This window comes from Pseudomonas fluorescens (genome assembly GCF_902497775.2).
GTDB lineage: Bacteria > Pseudomonadota > Gammaproteobacteria > Pseudomonadales > Pseudomonadaceae > Aquipseudomonas > Aquipseudomonas putida_F.
In genome coordinates this window covers 2,869,187-2,886,270 of sequence record NZ_OZ024668.1, presented here as the reverse complement: position 1 = coordinate 2,886,270, position 17,084 = coordinate 2,869,187, and the positions used below count along the sequence as shown (strand labels likewise).

Sequence of the window (17,084 nt, the reverse complement as noted above, 5' to 3'; positions counted from 1 at the left end):
ACTGCGCCGAATTTCGTACGCAAAGCCCTTGTTAAGGACGTATATGATCAAGAAATGCTTGTTCCCTGCAGCCGGTTACGGCACTCGCTTCCTGCCCGCTACCAAAGCCATGCCCAAGGAAATGCTGCCGGTGGTGAACAAGCCACTGATCCAGTATGGCGTTGAAGAAGCGCTGGAAGCTGGGTTGAACGAGATTTCCATCGTCACCGGTCGCGGCAAGCGCGCTCTGGAAGACCACTTCGACATCAGCTACGAGCTGGAAAACCAGATCAAGGGCACCGACAAGGAAAAGTACCTGGTCGGCATCCGTCGCCTGCTTGACGAGTGTTCCTTCTCCTACACCCGTCAGACCGAAATGAAAGGCCTGGGCCACGCAATCCTCACCGGTCGCCCGCTGATCGGCGACGAGCCGTTCGCCGTGGTCCTGGCTGACGACCTGTGCGTCAACCTCGAAGGCGACAGCGTGCTCAAGCAGATGGTCAAGCTGTACAAACAGTACCGCTGCACCATCGTTGCCATCATGGAAGTCGACCCGCAGGAGACCAGCAAATACGGCGTGATCGCCGGTGACCTGATCGGTGACGACCTGTACCGCGTGCGCAACATGGTCGAGAAGCCAAAGCCTGAAGATGCTCCGTCGAACCTGGCGATCATCGGCCGCTACATCATGACCCCGGACATCTTCAAACTGATTGAAGAAACCGAACCGGGCAAGGGCGGTGAAATCCAGATCACCGACGCCCTGATGAAACAGGCTCAGGACGGCTGCGTCATTGCCTACAAGTTCAAGGGCAAGCGTTTCGACTGCGGTGGCGCCGAAGGTTACATCGAAGCAACCAACTTCTGCTTCGAGAACTTCTACAAGACCGGCAAGGCTTACTAAAGCTTCAAGCGGCAAGCTTCAAGCTGCAAGTGGATCGCGCATGGCTGCTTCTTCTTGTAGCTTGTAGCTTGATACTTGTAGCTTGAGACCCTCGAAATGACCTACGATTTTGATCTGTTCGTGATTGGTGCCGGGTCTGGCGGTGTGCGCGCTGCGCGCTTTGCCGCAGGCTTCGGTGCAAAAGTGGCGGTTGCCGAAAGCCGCTACCTGGGTGGTACCTGCGTCAACGTCGGCTGCGTGCCGAAAAAACTGCTGGTCTATGGGGCGCATTTTGCCGATGACTTCGAGCAGGCTGCAGGCTTTGGCTGGTCGCTGGAAGATGCCCAGTTCGACTGGGGCCAGTTGATCGCCAACAAGAACCGCGAAATCGAGCGGCTCAACGGTATTTACCGCAACCTGCTGGTCAACAGCGGCGTGACCCTGCTTGAAGGCCACGCCAAGCTCACCGGCGCCCATGAGGTGGAAGTCGATGGCCAGCGCTACAGCGCCGAGCATATCCTCATTGCCACCGGCGGCTGGCCGCAGATCCCCGACATTGCCGGCAAAGAACTGGCGATCAGTTCCAACGAGGCGTTCTACCTCAAGGACCTGCCCAAGCGCGTGCTGGTGGTTGGCGGCGGCTATATCGCCGTGGAGTTCGCCGGGATCTTCCAGGGCCTGGGGGCCAAGACTTCGCTGCTGTACCGTGGCGACCTGTTCCTGCGCGGCTTCGACGCCAGCGTGCGCGAGCACCTCAAGGAGGAGCTGGAAAAACGCGGCATGGACCTGCAGTTCAACAGCGACATCCAGCGTATCGAGCGCCAGGACGACGGCAGCCTCAAGGCCACCCTCAAGGATGGCCGCGAGCTGGTGGCCGACTGCGTGTTCTACGCCACTGGCCGGCGGCCGATGCTCGACAACCTGGGCCTGGAAAACACCGGCGTCGAACTCGACCCGCGTGGGTTTATCCGCGTCGATGACCTGTACCAGACCACCGCGCCGTCGATCCTGGCCATTGGCGATGTGATCGGCCGGGTGCAACTGACCCCGGTGGCCCTGGCCGAAGGCATGGCCGTGGCACGGCGCCTGTTCAAGCCTGAGCAATACCGCCCGGTGGATTACCAGAACATCCCTACTGCAGTGTTCAGCCAGCCACCAATCGGCACCGTTGGCCTGACCGAAGAGCAGGCCCTGGAGCAGGGCCACAAGGTGCAGATCTTCGAAAGCCGCTTCCGGCCGATGAAGCTGATTCTCACCGAGGTTCAGGAAAAGACCCTGATGAAGCTGGTGGTCGATGCCGACACCGATCGCGTGCTGGGTTGCCATATGGTCGGCCCGGACGCCGGCGAGATCATCCAGGGCCTGGGCATTGCCCTCAAGGCCGGGGCGACCAAGCAGCAGTTCGACGAGACTATTGGCGTGCACCCGACGGCGGCGGAAGAGTTCGTCACCTTGCGTACGCCGACCCGTTAAGCGGCGCCTGCAATCGCGGGGCAAGCCCGCTCCTACAGGCCTGTAGGAGCGGGCTTGCCCGCGATAGCTTCAAACCCTCTATTAATACGCCCCCCTTATAGCCAAAACCAATCAGCAACATGAGCTTTGCCAATGAGCATTAATCCAATGCATTGGCTACGATTCTCCCATCAGTTTTTTCAACCCCCTGAAGGAGCGTCACTCATGCCTATCATCAACAGCCAGGTTAAACCGTTCAAAGCTACCGCTTACCACCAGGGCAAGTTCGTCGAAGTCTCGGATGCCGATCTGAAAGGCAAATGGTCCGTGGTGTTCTTCTACCCGGCCGACTTCACCTTCGTCTGCCCGACCGAGCTGGGCGACCTGGCCGACAACTACGCGCAGTTCAAAGACCTGGGCGTGGAAATCTACGGCGTGTCCACCGACACCCACTTCACCCATAAAGCCTGGCACGACACTTCGGACACCATCGGCAAGATCCAGTACCCGCTGATCGGTGACCCGACCCACGTCATCTCGCGCAACTTCGACGTGCTGATCGAAGAAGCCGGTATCGCTGACCGTGGCACCTTCGTGATCAACCCTGAAGGCCAGATCAAGATCGTCGAACTCAACGACGGTGGTGTAGGCCGTGACGCCAGCGAGTTGCTGCGCAAGGTCAAGGCTGCCCAGTACGTTGCCGCCCACCCAGGCGAAGTCTGCCCGGCCAAGTGGAAAGAAGGCGAAGCGACCCTGGCGCCATCGCTGGACCTGGTCGGCAAGATCTAAGACCGTGAGCCAGCCGAGGGCGGTGGGCTACCGCACCTGACGTTGTCACCGCCCCGCAAAACGCCCGGGCGCTTTCGCCCGGGCGTTGTTATTTCTACCGTTTGAAAAAGGAATCGCCCGTATGTTGGACGCCACGCTTAAAACTCAGTTGAAAGCCTACCTGGAGCGGGTCACTCAGCCGATCGAGATCGTTGCTTCCCTCGATGACGGCGCGAAATCCCGCGAATTGCGCGACCTGTTGGTGGAAATCGCCGGCCTATCGCACCTGATTACCCTGCGTGAAGATGGCAGCGATGCCCGTCGCCCGTCGTTCTCGCTCAATCGCCCGGGCGCTGACACTAGCCTGCGCTTTGCCGGCATCCCCATGGGCCACGAGTTCACCTCGCTGGTGCTCGCCCTGCTGCAGGTCGGCGGTCATCCGTCCAAGGCCAGCGCAGAGGTGATCGAGCAGATCAGTGCGCTCAAGGGTGAATTCAACTTTGAAACCTACTTCTCGCTGTCGTGCCAGAACTGCCCGGACGTGGTCCAGGCGCTGAACCTGATGGCGGTGCTCAACCCCAATATTCGCCACGTCGCCATCGACGGTGCGCTGTTCCAGGCCGAAGTCGAGAGCCGCAAGGTCATGGCCGTGCCCAGCGTCTACCTCAATGGTGAAGTGTTTGGCCAGGGCCGCATGGGCCTGGAAGAGATCCTCAGCAAGCTCGACACCAGCGCCGGCGAGCGTCAGGCCGAGAAGATCAACGCCAAGGATGCCTTCGACGTCCTGGTCGTTGGTGGTGGCCCGGCGGGCGCTGCGGCGGCGATCTATGCCGCGCGTAAGGGCATCCGCACCGGCGTTGCCGCCGAGCGCTTTGGTGGCCAGGTACTCGACACCATGGCCATCGAAAACTTCATCTCGGTGCAGGAAACCGAAGGGCCGAAACTGGCCATGGCCCTTGAAGAACACGTCAAGCAGTACGACGTCGACATCATGAACCTGCAGCGCGGTGAAGCGCTGATCCCGGCCACCGACGGCGGCCTGCACGAAGTGCGCCTGGCCAGTGGTGCCTCGCTCAAGGCCAAGACCGTGATCCTCGCCACCGGTGCGCGCTGGCGCGAAATGAACGTGCCGGGCGAGCAGCAATACCGCAGCCGTGGCGTTGCCTACTGCCCGCACTGCGATGGCCCGCTGTTCAAGGGCAAGCGCGTGGCGGTGATCGGTGGCGGCAACTCCGGTGTGGAAGCGGCCATCGACCTGGCCGGTATCGTCGCCCAGGTGACGCTGATCGAGTTCGACAGCCAGTTGCGTGCCGACGCGGTGCTGCAGCGCAAGCTGCACAGTTTGCCGAACGTGAAGGTGATCACCAGTGCGCTGACCACCGAAGTGCTTGGTGATGGCGAGAAGGTCAACGGCCTGCGCTACAAGGATCGCAACAGCGATGAGCTGCATGACATCGCGCTGGAAGGGATCTTCGTACAGATCGGCCTACTGCCCAACACCGACTGGCTCAAAGGCACGGTCGAGTTGACCCCGCGTGGCGAGATCATCGTCGATGCCCGCGGCCAGACCAACCTGCCGGGCGTGTTCGCTGCCGGTGACGTGACCACTGTGCCGTACAAACAGATCGTGATTGCCGTGGGCGAGGGGGCCAAGGCTTCGTTGGCGGCCTTTGATCACCTGATCCGCTCCTCGGCGCCAGCCTGACCGGCCTTATCGCGGGGCAAGCCCGCTCCTACAGACTAGGTAGGAGCGGGCTTGCCCCGCGATGGTTTCAATGCGCCCCAGCGGCCTTGTTCAAATCACTCTCGGTCCACTGGGTATACACGCAAGCATCCGCCACCGCCCAGCGCACCTTCACCGTATCGCCCGACTGCATCGGCATCCCCGCCGCTGACAGCGCCTTGACCGTCATCGCCGTGCCACCCGTGGTCACCACGCTGCAGGTCTGGCTCTCGCCCAGAAACAGCACTTCTCCGACCCTTGCCGTGACCTCGTTCCAGCCCGCGGGCAAGGCCTCACGCGCCGCTTGCTCGACACTCAGGGCCAGGGCTTTTTCCGGGCGGACCATCAACAGCACCTCCTGGCCCTCAGCCAGCCCCGGCGTAAGCCGCATCGCCAGCGGCTGTCCCTCGAAACTCGCCGCGCCGTTGCCATGGGCCTTGACCCGCAAGAAATTGGAGTTGCCCAGAAACGAGGCAACAAAGGCATTCGGCGGGTTCTGGTAAAGGTCATAGCCGGTGCCCAGGCCGACGATTTTGCCGTGGCTGAAGATAGCGATGCGCTGGGACAGGCGCATCGCTTCTTCCTGGTCGTGGGTGACGTAGACGATGGTGATGCCCAGGCGCCGGTGCAGTTGGCGCAGTTCATCCTGCAGGTCTTCACGCAGTTTTTTGTCCAATGCCCCCAAGGGTTCGTCCATCAACAGGATGCGTGGCTCGTAGACCAGCGCCCGGGCGATCGCCACCCGCTGTTGCTGGCCGCCGGACAGTTGCGCCGGGCGCCGGTGGGCAAAGCTGTCCAGTTGTACCAGCTTGAGCATGGCGTCCACTTGTTTGTCGCGTTCGGCGGTGCTGCGCTTGCGGATTGCCAGGGGGAAGGCGATGTTGTCGCGCACCGACAGGTGCGGGAACAGCGAATAGCGTTGGAACACCATGCCGATATCGCGCTTGTGCGGCGGCACGTTGACCAGGGAGGCACCCTTGACCAGGATCTCGCCGCTGCTCGGCGTCTCGAAGCCGGCAAGCATCGACAGGGTGGTGCTCTTGCCCGAGCCGCTGGAGCCGAGGAAGGTGAGGAATTCACCGTCCTGGATGTCCAGGCTGATGTCATCCACGGCGGCAAAGTCGCCATAGTGCTTGTTGAGGTTGCGCAGGCTGACCAGGGTCTTGGCCGCTTGCTTGTCGTTGAGGACTGCACTCATCTTGTTGTTCTCCAGGGGCTCAGGCGCTAACCGGGTTGCGCCGGCGCAGAGCGGCGGCAATCATCATCACCAGCACTGACAGGCCGATCAGCAGCGTCGAAGCGACAGCGATCACCGGAGTCAGGTCCTGGCGCAGGGTGGTCCACATTTTTACCGGCAGGGTCTGCAGGTTGGGGCTGGCCATCATCACGCTGAGCACCACCTCGTCCCACGACACCAAAAAGGCGAACAGGGCGCCTGCGATCATCCCCGGGCGAATCGCCGGGAAGGTCACCTTGACGATCGCCTGCAGCCGCGAGGCGCCGCAGATCACCGCGGCGTCTTCGATCGACTGGTCGAACAGCTTCAGCGAGTTGATGATCGAAATAATGGTAAAGGGCAGGGCGACGATCACGTGGCTGACCACGAAGGAAAACAGCGTGCCGGTGTAGCCGAGCTTGAGAAACAGCGCATACACCGCCACGGCGATGATCACCAGCGGCACGATCATCGGCAGGGTGAACAGGCCATAAAGCATCTCCCGGCCGGGGAAGCGTCCGCGCACCAGGGCAAAAGCGGTGGGCAGGCCCAGGGCCACGGCAAACACCGTGGTCAGCACCGCGACTTTGAGGCTGGCCAGGGCCGCGTCCATCCACTCGGCGTTGGAGAAGAACTGCCCGTACCACTTCAGTGTCCAGCCCGGGGGCGGGAACACCAGCCATTGTGACGAGCCGAACGACAACAGAACGATGAACACGATCGGCAACAGCAAGAACAGCGCGATCACCCCGGTGGTGGTGTACAGGCCCAAGCGCAGGCGCCGGCTCATGGCATTAGGGGTCAGGAGCATTTTGGCTTACCTCGCGTTACTGTTGCCGACCGGCGATTCCGGTTGCAGCTTCAGGTAGAAGTAGAACAGCACCAGGGTGATGGCGATCAGCAACGCGGCGGCGGCACTGGCCAGGCCCCAGTTGAGGAACGACTGTACCTGCTGGACGATGAACTCGGGCAGCATCATGTTCTGTGCGCCACCGAGCAGCGCCGGGGTCACGTAGTACCCCAGGGACATGACGAACACCATCAAGGCCCCGGAGAACATCCCGGAACGGCACAGCGGCAGGAACACCTTGAAGAAATTGGTCCAGGGGCTGGCGCCGCAAATGGAACCGGCTTGCAGCACCATCGGGTCAATCGCCTGCATGGTCGCCTGCAGCGGCAGGACAATGAACGGGATCATGATGTAGCTCATGCCTATCACCACGCCGGTGAGGTTGTGCACCATCTCCAGCGGCGCATCGATGATACCGATAGCCATCAGCGCCTTGTTGATCACCCCAGAGGCCTGCAGCAGCACCAGCCAGGAGTAGGTGCGGGCGAGCAGGCTGGTCCACATCGACAGCAGCACGATGTTCAGCAGCCAGCGGCCCCAGCCACGTGGCACCAGGGTAATGGCCCAGGCCAGGGGAAAGCCCAGCAGCACGCTGATCAGGGTGACCAGGCCGGCTACCGAGAAGGTATTGAACAGCACCCGGGCATAGGCCGAGTTGGCAAACAGTTGCTCGTAGTTGCCCAGGCCCGGGACGGGTTCGAGCACGCCGCGCAGCAGCAGGCCGATCAGCGGCGCGAAAAAGAACAGGCCGAGGAACAACAAGGCCGGCAGCAGGTTGCGGCTGCCGCGCCAGCGTTCACGCAAGGGTGGCGTGTGCTGCATCGCTGCTCCCTTGGCGCCGACGGCGCCGGACGGGGTTTGCAGGGTATTGATGGCGACTTTCATTTGACCAGCCACTCATTCCAGCGGGTGGCGATGGCCTGGCCGTTCTTGGCCCAGTAGGCGAAATCGAGGGTCACCTGATCCTGAGCGTAGGCGGTCGGCAGGTTGGGCGCGAGTTCAGGCTTGAGCAGGCTGATGCTGTCGAGGTTGACCGGCGCGTAGGCGGTGAGGTTGGCAAAGTCGGCCTGGCCCTGGGCACCGCTGGCATTGGCCAGGAACTTCATCGCCGCGTCTTTGTTTTTCGCACCTTTGGGGATGACCAGGAAGTCGGCCATGACCAGGTTCTGCTTCCAGCTTACCCCGACCGGTGCGCCATCTTGCTGCAGGGCATAGACCCGACCGTTCCAGAACTGGCCCAGGCTCGCTTCACCGGAGGCCAGCAACTGCTGCGACTGGGCGCCGCCGCCCCACCAGACGATGTCATTCTTGATGGTGTCGAGTTTCTTGAAGGCGCGGTCCAGGTCCAGCGGATAGAGCTTGTCGGCGGCGACGCCGTCGGCCAGCAGGGCCAGTTCGAGCACGCCGGGGCTTGGCCATTTGTACAAGGCGCGCTTGCCGGGGTAGGTCTTGGTGTCGAACAGCGCGCTCCAGTCCAGGGGCTTGTTGGCGCCGAGCTTGCCTTCGTTGTAGCCCAGAACGAACGAGAAGAAGAACGACCCTACGCCGTGATCGGAGACGAAACGCGGGTCGAGGCGATCACGCTTGATGGTGTTGAAGTCCAGCGGCTCGAGCAGGCCTTCGCTGGCTGCACGCAGGGCGAAGTCCGCCTCGACATCGACCACATCCCACTGCACGTTGCCGCTTTCGACCATGGCCTTGAGCTTGCCGTAGTCGGTGGGGCCGTCCTGGACTACGCGAATCTTGCTGCTGGCAGTGAAGGGCTCGGCCCAGGCCTGCTTTTGCGCATCCTGGGTGGTGCCGCCCCAGCTGACGAAGTTCAGGCTGTCGGCGGCCAGGGCAGCCTGGCAGGTCAATGTCAGCAGGCTGGCAGCCAGCACTGCGCTTGCGCGTTTGGAGAACAGCATAGGTACGCCCTCATTTCTTGTGTTTTGAGCGGGCTTTGTATTGCCCGCCTTGTAGTGGGGAGCATCAAACGTTTTTAGGTCTACGGGATATCATATTATGGTATTCCAAGTTTTTGACAAGAGCCTGCCCGCTACCGGCTATCACCCGGCACCGCTGCGCAGGCGCGGATGCCCGAGGCAGAGCCCTCGCGGTCTACCGTCTATAGTGAAGTATTGTGTTTCAAGCGAGAGCCATTGCCATGCAGTTGATCAGTCGCGAGCCCTGGTGGCGTAATCCGCCCAAGCCTGGTCAGCACGAACAGGATCTGGAATGGGGTTATCTGGAGATCTACAAGGATGGCCGCGCGGTGTTCGTCGAGCAGCGTCCTACCGACAAGGAGCTGGCCGAGCGCAAGAGCTGCCGCCATTTTCCCGAGGCTGAGGAGTAGGCAGGGGATCGCGGGTCAAGCCCGTTCCCACATCCGTGGGAACGGGCTTGACCCGCAATAGGCCCTACAAGGCAGTGCTGAATGCAATGCTCTGTACCACCTCCAGGTCATAGCCGGTAAGGCCGGCGTATTTCAGTGGCGGGCCCAGGTGACGCAGTTTGCCCACGCCCAGGTCCTGAAGAATCTGCGCGCCGGTGCCCACTTCCGAGTACGTGCGTGATTGCCCGCGCTGGTAGGGCCTTGGTGGCTGGGTCAGGTGCGGCACGCGTTCCAGCAGCGCCTGCGACGACTCATGATTGGCCAGAATCACCACCACCCCGCAGCCTTCATCGGCCACTTTCTGCAGCGCCGCCCACAGGGTCCAGTTGGCCGGCCCGCTGTACTCGGCACCGACCAGGTCGCGCAGCGGGTCGATCACATGCACCCGCACCAGGGTCGGTTGTTCACGGCGGATGTCACCCATGACCATGACCATGGCCATGTGCACGCCGCCTTCGATGCAATCCTCATAGGTCACCAGGCGAAACACGCCGTGCACCGTGGGCAGCTCGCGCTCGCCGATGCGCTTGACCGTCTGCTCCGTGCTCAGGCGGTAATGAATCAGGTCGGCGATGGTCCCGATCTTGATCCCGTGACGGGCGGCGAACACCTCCAGGTCCGGGCGCCGGGCCATGCTGCCGTCGTCGTTGAGCACTTCGACGATGACCGAGGCCGGGCTGAAGCCGGCCAGGCGCGCCAGGTCGCAACCGGCTTCAGTGTGCCCGGCGCGGGTCAGCACGCCGCCTTCGCGGGCGCGCAGGGGGAAGATATGCCCGGGTTGCACCAGGTCTTCGGCGCGGGCAGCGGGTGCCACGGCTGCGGCGACCGTGCAGGCGCGATCAGCGGCGGATATGCCGGTGGTCACCCCGCGCGCCGCCTCGATCGACACGGTAAAGGCAGTGCTGAAGGCGCTGCCGTTGGCCGGCACCATCTGCTCAAGGCCCAGGCGCTGGCAGTGCTCGTCGCTCAACGTCAGGCAGATCAGGCCGCGGGCTTCGCGGGCCATGAAGCTGATGGCCTGGGCGTCGCAGCGTTCAGCGGCGATCAGCAGGTCGCCTTCGTTTTCGCGGTCTTCGTCGTCCACCAGCAGGACCATCTTGCCCTGGCGGTAGTCCTCGAGGATATCTTCGATGCTGTTGAAGGGCATTGCGGCGTGCTCGCTGTCCGGGTTGGATTTTGTGGTATACCATAATACAAAACTACCTGAAGTGGGAGCGCGCAATGAAGGCTTACTGGATTGCCCATGTCGATGTCAGCGACCTTGAGCAGTATCAGCAATACACCCAGCGGGCCCCAGCGGCGTTTGCCGCGTTTGGCGGCAAGCTGCTGGCCCGTGGCGGGCGCAGTGAGGCCATGGAGGGCAGGGCGACACCGCAGCGCAGCGTGGTGATCGAGTTTGAATCCTACGAACGGGCATTGGCCTGCTATCGGTCAGACGCGTATCAGCAGGCGTGCGCGTTCAGGCAGGGGGTGGCGAGGGCCGAGGTGATTATCGTCGAGGGGGTGTGAGGGCAGGGCGAAGCATCGCGCGCCGCTCCCACTGTGCCGAGTTCGTCATCGCCGGGGGCTAAAGCGATCAAGTCGTCGCACCGGGACTTGAGGCAGGCTGGACAGTCAGCCCAAGGAGATGACCATGACCCGCCTGACCCTGTCCGAAGCCCATTCGCTGGCCTATTCAATCCTCTTGCATAACGGTTTTTGCGCCGACCACGCCCAGGCGGTGAGCGACACCATCGTCGCCGGCGAGCGCGATGGCTGCGCCTCCCATGGCCTGTATCGGGTGCTGGGCTGCGTCAGTTCGCTCAAGGCCGGCAAGGTGGTCGCCGATGCCCGTCCCGAAGTCATAGACCAGGCGCCCTCGATCGTGCGCGTGGACGCCGGTGGCGGGTTCTCCCAACTGGCGTTCCAGGCCGGCCTGCCGATGTTGCAAGCCAAGGCCCGCAGCAACGGCATCGCCGCGCTGGCGATCAACCGCTGTGTGCACTTTTCCGCATTGTGGGTCGAGATCGAGCAACTGGCCGAGGCTGGGCTGGTCGCCCTGGCGTTTACCCCCAGCCATGCCTGGGTGGCGCCGGCCGGCGGCCATCGGCCGGTGTTCGGCACCAACCCGATCGCCTTCGGCTGGCCGCGGGCGGGCAAGCATCCCTATGTATTCGACTTCGCCACCAGTGCCATCGCCCGGGGTGATATCGAACTGCATCGGCGGGCGGGCAAGGCCATTCCCGAAGGTTGGGGCGTTGACCAGCATGGCCAGCCCAGCACCGACCCCAACGTGGTCCTGGACCGCGGCGCGATGCTGACCTTCGGCGGGCACAAGGGTTCGGCGCTGGCGGCGATGGTCGAGCTGATTGCCGGGCCCTTGATCGGCGACTTGACCAGTGCCGAGTCCCTGGCCCATGCCGACGGCAGCAAGGCCTCGCCGTACCATGGCGAATTGCTGATCGCCCTGGACCCGCGGCGGTTTCTGGGTGATGCCGCCGATCAGCACCTGGCCCGGGCCGAGGTGGTATTCGAGAGCATCGAGGGGCAGGGCGCGCGGCTGCCGTCTGCGCGCCGCTATGCAGCACGCGCGCGCAGCCTGGTGGAGGGGGTGGAGATACCGCAGGCCTTGTACAACGATCTCAAGGCGCTGCTGGCATAAGCTGCAGGAGCGGGCTGCGCCTAGAAGGCGGCGCGGCTGCTCTGGCCGTCGACCAGGCGAGCGATGCCCAGTGGGTTGGCGTTCTGCAGGGCCGGCGGCAACAGCGCATCCGGGCAGTTCTGGTAACACACCGGACGCAGGAAGCGGTCGATGGCAAGGCTGCCGACCGAGGTCCCGCGGGCATCCGAGGTGGCCGGGTAGGGCCCGCCGTGCACCATCGCATCACAGACTTCAACGCCTGTCGGGTAGCCGTTGAACAGCACGCGACCCACTTTCTGCTCCAGCAGCGGCAGCAGCTCGGCGTGGGCTTGCAGGTCCGCAGCTTCGGCGATCAGGGTGGCGGTGAGTTGACCGTGCAGGCCGTTCAGTGCCTGCTGCAGTTGGTCGTTGTCGGCCACCTCGACCAGCACGGTGGCCGGCCCGAAGACCTCTTCCTGCAACAGCGCATCGCCCTCGAGCAGCAGGCTCGCATCGGCCTTGAACAGTTGCGGCTGCGCCTGGTTGCCTTGTTGCGGCTGCCCGGCCAGGTGGCTGATGCGAGGATGCGCGCGTAGCGCCTCGACGCCCTTGCGGTAACTGGTAAGGGTGCCGGCATTGAGCATGGTTTGTGCCGGTTGCTCGGCCAGTTGCGCCGTCAGTTGCTCGGTAAATGCGCTGAAAGCCTGCGAGCGCAGGCCGATGACCAGCCCCGGATTGGTACAGAACTGCCCGCAGCCGAGCACTACTGAGGCAGCCAGCTCGCGGGCGATCTGCTCGCTACGTTGGGTCAGTGCCTGGGGCAGTATCAGCACCGGGTTGATACTGCTCATTTCGGCGAATACCGGGATCGGTTGGGCCCGCGCGGCCGCCATGTCGCATAACGCCCGGCCGCCCTTGAGCGAGCCGGTAAAGCCCACAGCCTGGATCGCCGGATGCTTGACCAGCGCTTCACCGACGCCGGCGCCGTAGATCATGTTGAACACGCCTTTGGGCATGCCGGTGAGTTCGGCCGCGCGGATGATCGCATCGGCGACCCGTTCGGCCGTGGCCATGTGGCCGCTGTGAGCCTTGAACACCACCGGGCAGCCGGCGGCCAGCGCAGCGGCGGTGTCGCCACCGGCGGTGGAGAAAGCCAGCGCAAAGTTGCTGGCGCCGAACACCGCGACCGGGCCGACGCCCAGGCGGTACTGGCGCAGGTCGGCACGGGGCAGCGGTTGGCGATCCGGCTGCGCGCGGTCGATCCTCGCGCCGAGAAAATCGCCCCGGCGCAGTACCTGGGCGAACAGGCGCATCTGCCCGCTGGTGCGCCCGCGCTCGCCGAGGATCCGCGCCGCTGGCAAAGCCGTTTCACGGCTCACCAGGGTGATGAAATCATCGCCCAGGGCCTCCAGTTGCGCGGCGATGGCCTCAAGAAACTGCGCTCGCCGCTCTGGCGACAGGCTGCGCAACACCGGGTAAGCGTGGGCAGCGGCCTTGGCGGCGGCATCCACTTCTTCGGCCGTAGCCTGGTGAAATTGATAGGGCAAAGCCTCGCCGCTGGTCGCGTCGTGGCTGAGCAGGGTGAGGTTGCCAGCGGCGCTGCGCGTGCCGCCGATGTAGTTGTGGCCGATGATAGCCGCCATGGAACACTCCTGAAAAAAGGTTGGGGTCAGGCCAGCGAACTGCCCTGGCGAACAGGCGCAGCGTGCCCGGCGGCGATGCGCGCGGCGGCTTCGGCGTCTACCTGGTGCAGCGACTTGCCGCGGGTTTCGCGGGTCAGGCCGACGGCGACGATCGAGATCAGCGCAGCACCGACCAGGTACCAGGCAATCGGCGTCGAGCTGTGGAACTCATTGAGCAGGCTGATGGCGATCAGCGGGGCCAGGGAACCGGCGAAAATCGGCGCCACCTGGTAGCACAGCGACAGCGCGGTGTAGCGCACATGGGTCGGGAACAGCTCGGCCATCAGTGCCGAGTAGGGCGCGTAGGTCATCGACTCGATGGCCAGGCCCAGGGTGATAGCGGCCATGATCAGCCAGTTGTTGCCGGTGTCCATCAGCGGGAAGCCGACGAAGCCCCAGAACGCCGTGAGCACCGCGCCGGTCAGGTACACCGGCTTGCGCCCGACCAGGTCGGACAGGTAACCCATCAACGGAATCATGAAAAAGTGCAGCAGGTGCGCGCCAAACATCAGCAGGAGGATCTGCGAGGTGTCCTTGTGCACCACCAGCTTGAGGTAGGTGATGGAGAAGGTCACCACGGTGTAGTAAAGGATGTTCTCGGCAAAGCGTGCGCCGATCCCCACCAGCACCGCGCGCCAGTGATGGCGCAACACTTCGACCACGCCCAGTTGCTGCTCGGTTTTCTGCGCCTGGCGAGCCTGAGCCTCCTTGAAGATCGGCGCGTCGTCGACGCTGGTGCGGATCCAGTAGCCAATCAAGACCACCACCGCCGAGAACCAGAACGCCACACGCCAGCCCCAGGCCAGGAATTGTTCTTCCGAGAGGTTACTCGACAACAGCAGCAAGGCGACGGTCGCCACCAGGTTGCCGGCCGGCACCCCGGCTTGCGGCCAACTGGCCCAGAAACCGCGGCGGTTGTCCGGGCAGTGCTCGGACACCAGCAGGATGGCGCCACCCCATTCGCCACCGAAGGCAAAACCCTGAATCAGCCGCAGCAGCACCAACAACACCGGCGCGGCATAGCCGATGGTGTCGAAGCCCGGCAGGCAACCCATCAGGAAGGTGGTGATGCCGACCACCACCAGGCTCAGTTGCAGCAAGCGCTTGCGGCCGAATTTGTCACCGTAGTGACCAAACACCAGACCGCCCAGCGGGCGGGCCAGAAAGCCCACGGCGTAGAGGGCGAAGGCGGCGATGATGCCGTCGACAGGGCTGTCGGTCTGGCGAAAGAACAGCTGGCCGAAGACCAGTGCCGAGGCGGTGCCGTAGAGGAAGAACTCATACCATTCGGCGACGGTGCCGGCCATGGCCGCGGCCACGACACGTTTCAATCCCGAAGGGCTGGTTGCGCTGGAAGGGTGACTGGACATGCTGGCATTTCCTGTATGGGCGCAAAACAGGCAGGCCGGTCTCCAGGACGGAGCCGGCCCGGCAATCACTCAGAGGCCGACGTCCGGCAGCTGCGGACGGTTGGCCAGGGCCTTGGCCATGATCTGCTCGACGTAGACGCGATCAGCTTCCGGCAGGGCCAGGCGTGGCGGGCGGGTCAGCGCGCTGCCGCGACCGGCGATGGCTTCGCACAGCTTGATGCACTGCACCAGGTCCGCGCGGGCGTCCAGGTGCAGGATCGGCATCAGCCATTCGTAGATCGGCATGGCCTCGGCGAAGCGCCCGGCCTTGGCCAGGCGGAAGATCGTCTCGCCCTCTTTGGGGAACACGTTGGACATGCCCGAGACCCAGCCCTGGGCGCCGACCGCGATGCTTTCCAGGACCACGTCGTCCAGGCCCGCGAACAGTACGAAGCGGTCGCCGACTTCGTTGCGCACGTCGATGAAGCGGCGGGTGTCGCCGGAGGAGTCCTTGAAGCACACCACGTTGTCGCAGTCGGCCAGGGAAATCAGGATGTCCGGGGTGACGTCGTTTTTGTAGATCGGCGGGTTGTTGTAGACCATCAGCGGCACGTCGGTGTGCTTGGCCACGTAACGGTAGTGCTCGGCGGTCTCGAACGGCTTGGAGCCGTAGACCAGCGCCGGCATCAGCATCACCCCGTCGACGCCGACCTGGCGCACCGCATTGGCCACTTTGGCGGCCTGCACGCTAGTGAACTCGGCGACGCCGCAGATCACCGGAACCCGGCCGCGGGAGGCATCGACGGCGACCTCGGTGACGGCGATTTTCTCTTCGGCGCTCAGCGAAGTGTTCTCACCCACCGAACCACAGACCACCAGGCCCGAGACGCCGTCACGGATCACATTGGAAATCACCTCGTGGGTCTTTTCCAGGTTGATCGAGAAGTCGTCGTTGAATTGAGTGGTGACCGCAGGGAAGACGCCGCTCCAGTTTACGTACTTGCTCATGGTGTTCTCCGGTTGTTTATTGTATTTCGTATACGATATTTTAAGTGGTTAAAATCGACCAGCGTTTTTTCACGGTTAGGGCTGATCGGTTTTCAAGGGTGTCGCGAAATCAACGGGTTAGGTTTCAGGCGCCGGGCCAGGTGTCCGACAACCGGTAGCCTTGTGGCCAGGGATCGCTTGGATCGAGCAGCAATTGATGGGTGCCAGTGATCCAGGCACGGCCGGAAATGCACGGGTAGATGGCCGGGCGGCCGGCGATTTCGGTCAGTGATTCGATGCGGCAGTCGAACCGCGAACCGATGATCGAGCGGCCGATGAAACGATCGCCGACTTTCATCAGACCTTTGGCCTGCAGCACCGCCATGCGTGCCGAACAACCGGTGCCGCAGGGCGAGCGGTCGATCTTGCCGGGGCGGATGACCACGGCGTTGGCGCCGCTGGCGACGCCATCCTCATACTCGATGGGCGCGGCGATCTGGCAGAAGGAAATGTGCGCCCAGTCCGGGTTCAGCGGGTGGCTGAAACCCAGTTGCTCGTTGGCGGCGCGGGTGATTTTAAGGCCGATCTCGACGATCTCCCTGGCTTCGTCGGGGTGTATCGCAAAGCCCAGTTGCCGGGCATCGGCGATGACGAAGCTGTCGCCACCATAGGCGGTGTCGACCTGCAGCGAGCCGTAGCCTTCGACCTCGATCCAGGCGTCGAGGCGGTCGGCGAAGGATGGCACGTTCTTCACTTCCACCCGCTGCACCTTGCCGTCGCGGCATTGGGCGACGGCCTCGATCAGGCCGCCGGGGGCTTCGAGCACCAGGCGCGTCTCGGGCTCGGTCATCGGCAGGATGCCGCTGTCGAGCAGCACCGTCGACACGCACAGCGAGTTGGAACCGGACATCGGCGGAGTATCGGCCGGCTCCATGATGATCCAGGCCATTTGCGCGCGCGGGTCCTTGGGCGGGACCAGCAGGTTGACGTGGCGAAACACGCCGCCGCGCGGTTCGTTGAGAACGAAGTTGCGCAGGGTCTGGTCCTGGGCGATCCAGCGCGATTGCTCCCAGACGGTGGCGCCCGGTGGCGGGGCGACACCGCCGACGATGACGTCGCCGACTTCGCCTTCGGCGTGGCAGTTGACGATGTGGACTATTTTCGATGAGCGCATTCACAGGACTCCTTGTGTTGTTAGGGCAGGCCTTATCGCGGGGCAAGC

General features: G+C 63.5%; 16 protein-coding genes. 7 read left to right on the top strand and 9 right to left on the bottom strand.

All coding sequences use genetic code 11. The annotated features are described in order from the left end of the window. Positions 1 to 43: 43 nt before the first annotated feature. From galU to ahpF, 4 genes are all read left to right on the top strand, one after another. The gene (galU, locus tag F8N82_RS13125; protein WP_038995733.1) at positions 44 to 883 is read left to right on the top strand and encodes a UTP--glucose-1-phosphate uridylyltransferase GalU; all 840 of its coding nucleotides are present in this window, start codon (positions 44 to 46) and stop codon (positions 881 to 883) included. A gap of 96 nt (positions 884 to 979) precedes the next feature. After that, entirely contained in the window at positions 980 to 2,335 is a 1,356-nt protein-coding gene (gene gorA / locus F8N82_RS13120) for a glutathione-disulfide reductase (protein ID WP_038995731.1), read from the top strand. Positions 2,336 to 2,539: 204 nt separating this feature from the next. Further along, positions 2,540 to 3,103, top strand: a complete 564-nt coding sequence (ahpC, locus tag F8N82_RS13115; protein WP_010223911.1) for an alkyl hydroperoxide reductase subunit C — start codon at positions 2,540 to 2,542, stop codon at positions 3,101 to 3,103. Positions 3,104 to 3,224: 121 nt separating this feature from the next. Continuing rightward, positions 3,225 to 4,787, top strand: coding sequence for an alkyl hydroperoxide reductase subunit F (ahpF, locus tag F8N82_RS13110; protein ID WP_038995730.1), 1,563 nt, complete (start codon positions 3,225 to 3,227; stop codon positions 4,785 to 4,787). Positions 4,788 to 4,854: 67 nt separating this feature from the next. Here ahpF and F8N82_RS13105 read toward each other — a convergent pair whose 3' ends face one another. Genes F8N82_RS13105 through F8N82_RS13090 form a run of 4 tightly spaced genes read right to left on the bottom strand, consistent with a single transcriptional unit; the run spans position 4,855 to position 8,778 of the window. After that, positions 4,855 to 6,003: an ABC transporter ATP-binding protein gene (locus F8N82_RS13105; protein WP_038995728.1), complete on the bottom strand. Its 1,149-nt coding sequence runs from the start codon at positions 6,001 to 6,003 to the stop codon at positions 4,855 to 4,857. A 19-nt stretch (positions 6,004 to 6,022) separates the two neighbouring features. Then, a complete protein-coding gene (locus F8N82_RS13100; protein ID WP_038995727.1) occupies positions 6,023 to 6,832 on the bottom strand; it encodes an ABC transporter permease in 810 nt (269 codons plus the stop codon). Between the two features lie 6 nt (positions 6,833 to 6,838). Continuing rightward, on the bottom strand, positions 6,839 to 7,756 hold the full coding sequence (locus F8N82_RS13095) for an ABC transporter permease (protein ID WP_038995726.1): 918 nt from the start codon (positions 7,754 to 7,756) through the stop codon (positions 6,839 to 6,841). Next, positions 7,753 to 8,778 (bottom strand): polyamine ABC transporter substrate-binding protein, encoded by a 1,026-nt coding sequence (locus F8N82_RS13090; protein ID WP_038995725.1) that lies wholly within the window; start codon positions 8,776 to 8,778, stop codon positions 7,753 to 7,755. Before F8N82_RS13090 ends, F8N82_RS13095 begins: the two co-directional genes overlap by 4 nt. A 239-nt stretch (positions 8,779 to 9,017) precedes the next feature. On the opposite strand from F8N82_RS13090, the gene F8N82_RS13085 reads away from it, so the two are divergent. Next, positions 9,018 to 9,206 carry a hypothetical protein gene (locus tag F8N82_RS13085; protein ID WP_038995724.1) on the top strand — a complete coding sequence of 63 codons (189 nt, stop codon included), beginning with the start codon at positions 9,018 to 9,020 and terminating at the stop codon, positions 9,204 to 9,206. Between the two features lie 64 nt (positions 9,207 to 9,270). Here the strand turns inward: F8N82_RS13085 and ribBA are convergent, their stop codons facing one another. Then, positions 9,271 to 10,392: a bifunctional 3,4-dihydroxy-2-butanone-4-phosphate synthase/GTP cyclohydrolase II gene (gene ribBA, locus F8N82_RS13080; protein WP_150776945.1), complete on the bottom strand. Its 1,122-nt coding sequence runs from the start codon at positions 10,390 to 10,392 to the stop codon at positions 9,271 to 9,273. 74 nt (positions 10,393 to 10,466) lie between these two features. Between ribBA and F8N82_RS13075 the strand changes: the two genes are divergently transcribed. Both F8N82_RS13075 and F8N82_RS13070 read left to right on the top strand, forming a co-directional pair. After that, positions 10,467 to 10,754: a DUF1330 domain-containing protein gene (locus F8N82_RS13075; RefSeq protein WP_038995721.1), complete on the top strand. Its 288-nt coding sequence runs from the start codon at positions 10,467 to 10,469 to the stop codon at positions 10,752 to 10,754. A 124-nt stretch (positions 10,755 to 10,878) separates the two neighbouring features. Continuing rightward, positions 10,879 to 11,886, top strand: coding sequence for an Ldh family oxidoreductase (locus F8N82_RS13070; protein ID WP_038995720.1), 1,008 nt, complete (start codon positions 10,879 to 10,881; stop codon positions 11,884 to 11,886). A 20-nt stretch (positions 11,887 to 11,906) separates the two neighbouring features. Here F8N82_RS13070 and F8N82_RS13065 read toward each other — a convergent pair whose 3' ends face one another. The 4 genes from F8N82_RS13065 to F8N82_RS13050 form a co-directional block, all read right to left on the bottom strand. Then, complete coding sequence (locus F8N82_RS13065) at positions 11,907 to 13,487, bottom strand: aldehyde dehydrogenase (NADP(+)) (protein WP_038995719.1); 1,581 nt, start codon at positions 13,485 to 13,487, stop codon at positions 11,907 to 11,909. A 26-nt stretch (positions 13,488 to 13,513) separates the two neighbouring features. Continuing rightward, on the bottom strand, positions 13,514 to 14,896 hold the full coding sequence (abaF, locus tag F8N82_RS13060) for a fosfomycin efflux MFS transporter AbaF (protein ID WP_038995718.1): 1,383 nt from the start codon (positions 14,894 to 14,896) through the stop codon (positions 13,514 to 13,516). A 69-nt stretch (positions 14,897 to 14,965) separates the two neighbouring features. After that, entirely contained in the window at positions 14,966 to 15,883 is a 918-nt protein-coding gene (locus F8N82_RS13055; protein WP_010223887.1) for a dihydrodipicolinate synthase family protein, read from the bottom strand. Between the two features lie 124 nt (positions 15,884 to 16,007). After that, positions 16,008 to 17,036 (bottom strand): trans-3-hydroxy-L-proline dehydratase, encoded by a 1,029-nt coding sequence (locus tag F8N82_RS13050; RefSeq protein WP_038995716.1) that lies wholly within the window; start codon positions 17,034 to 17,036, stop codon positions 16,008 to 16,010. Positions 17,037 to 17,084: the final 48 nt, after the last annotated feature.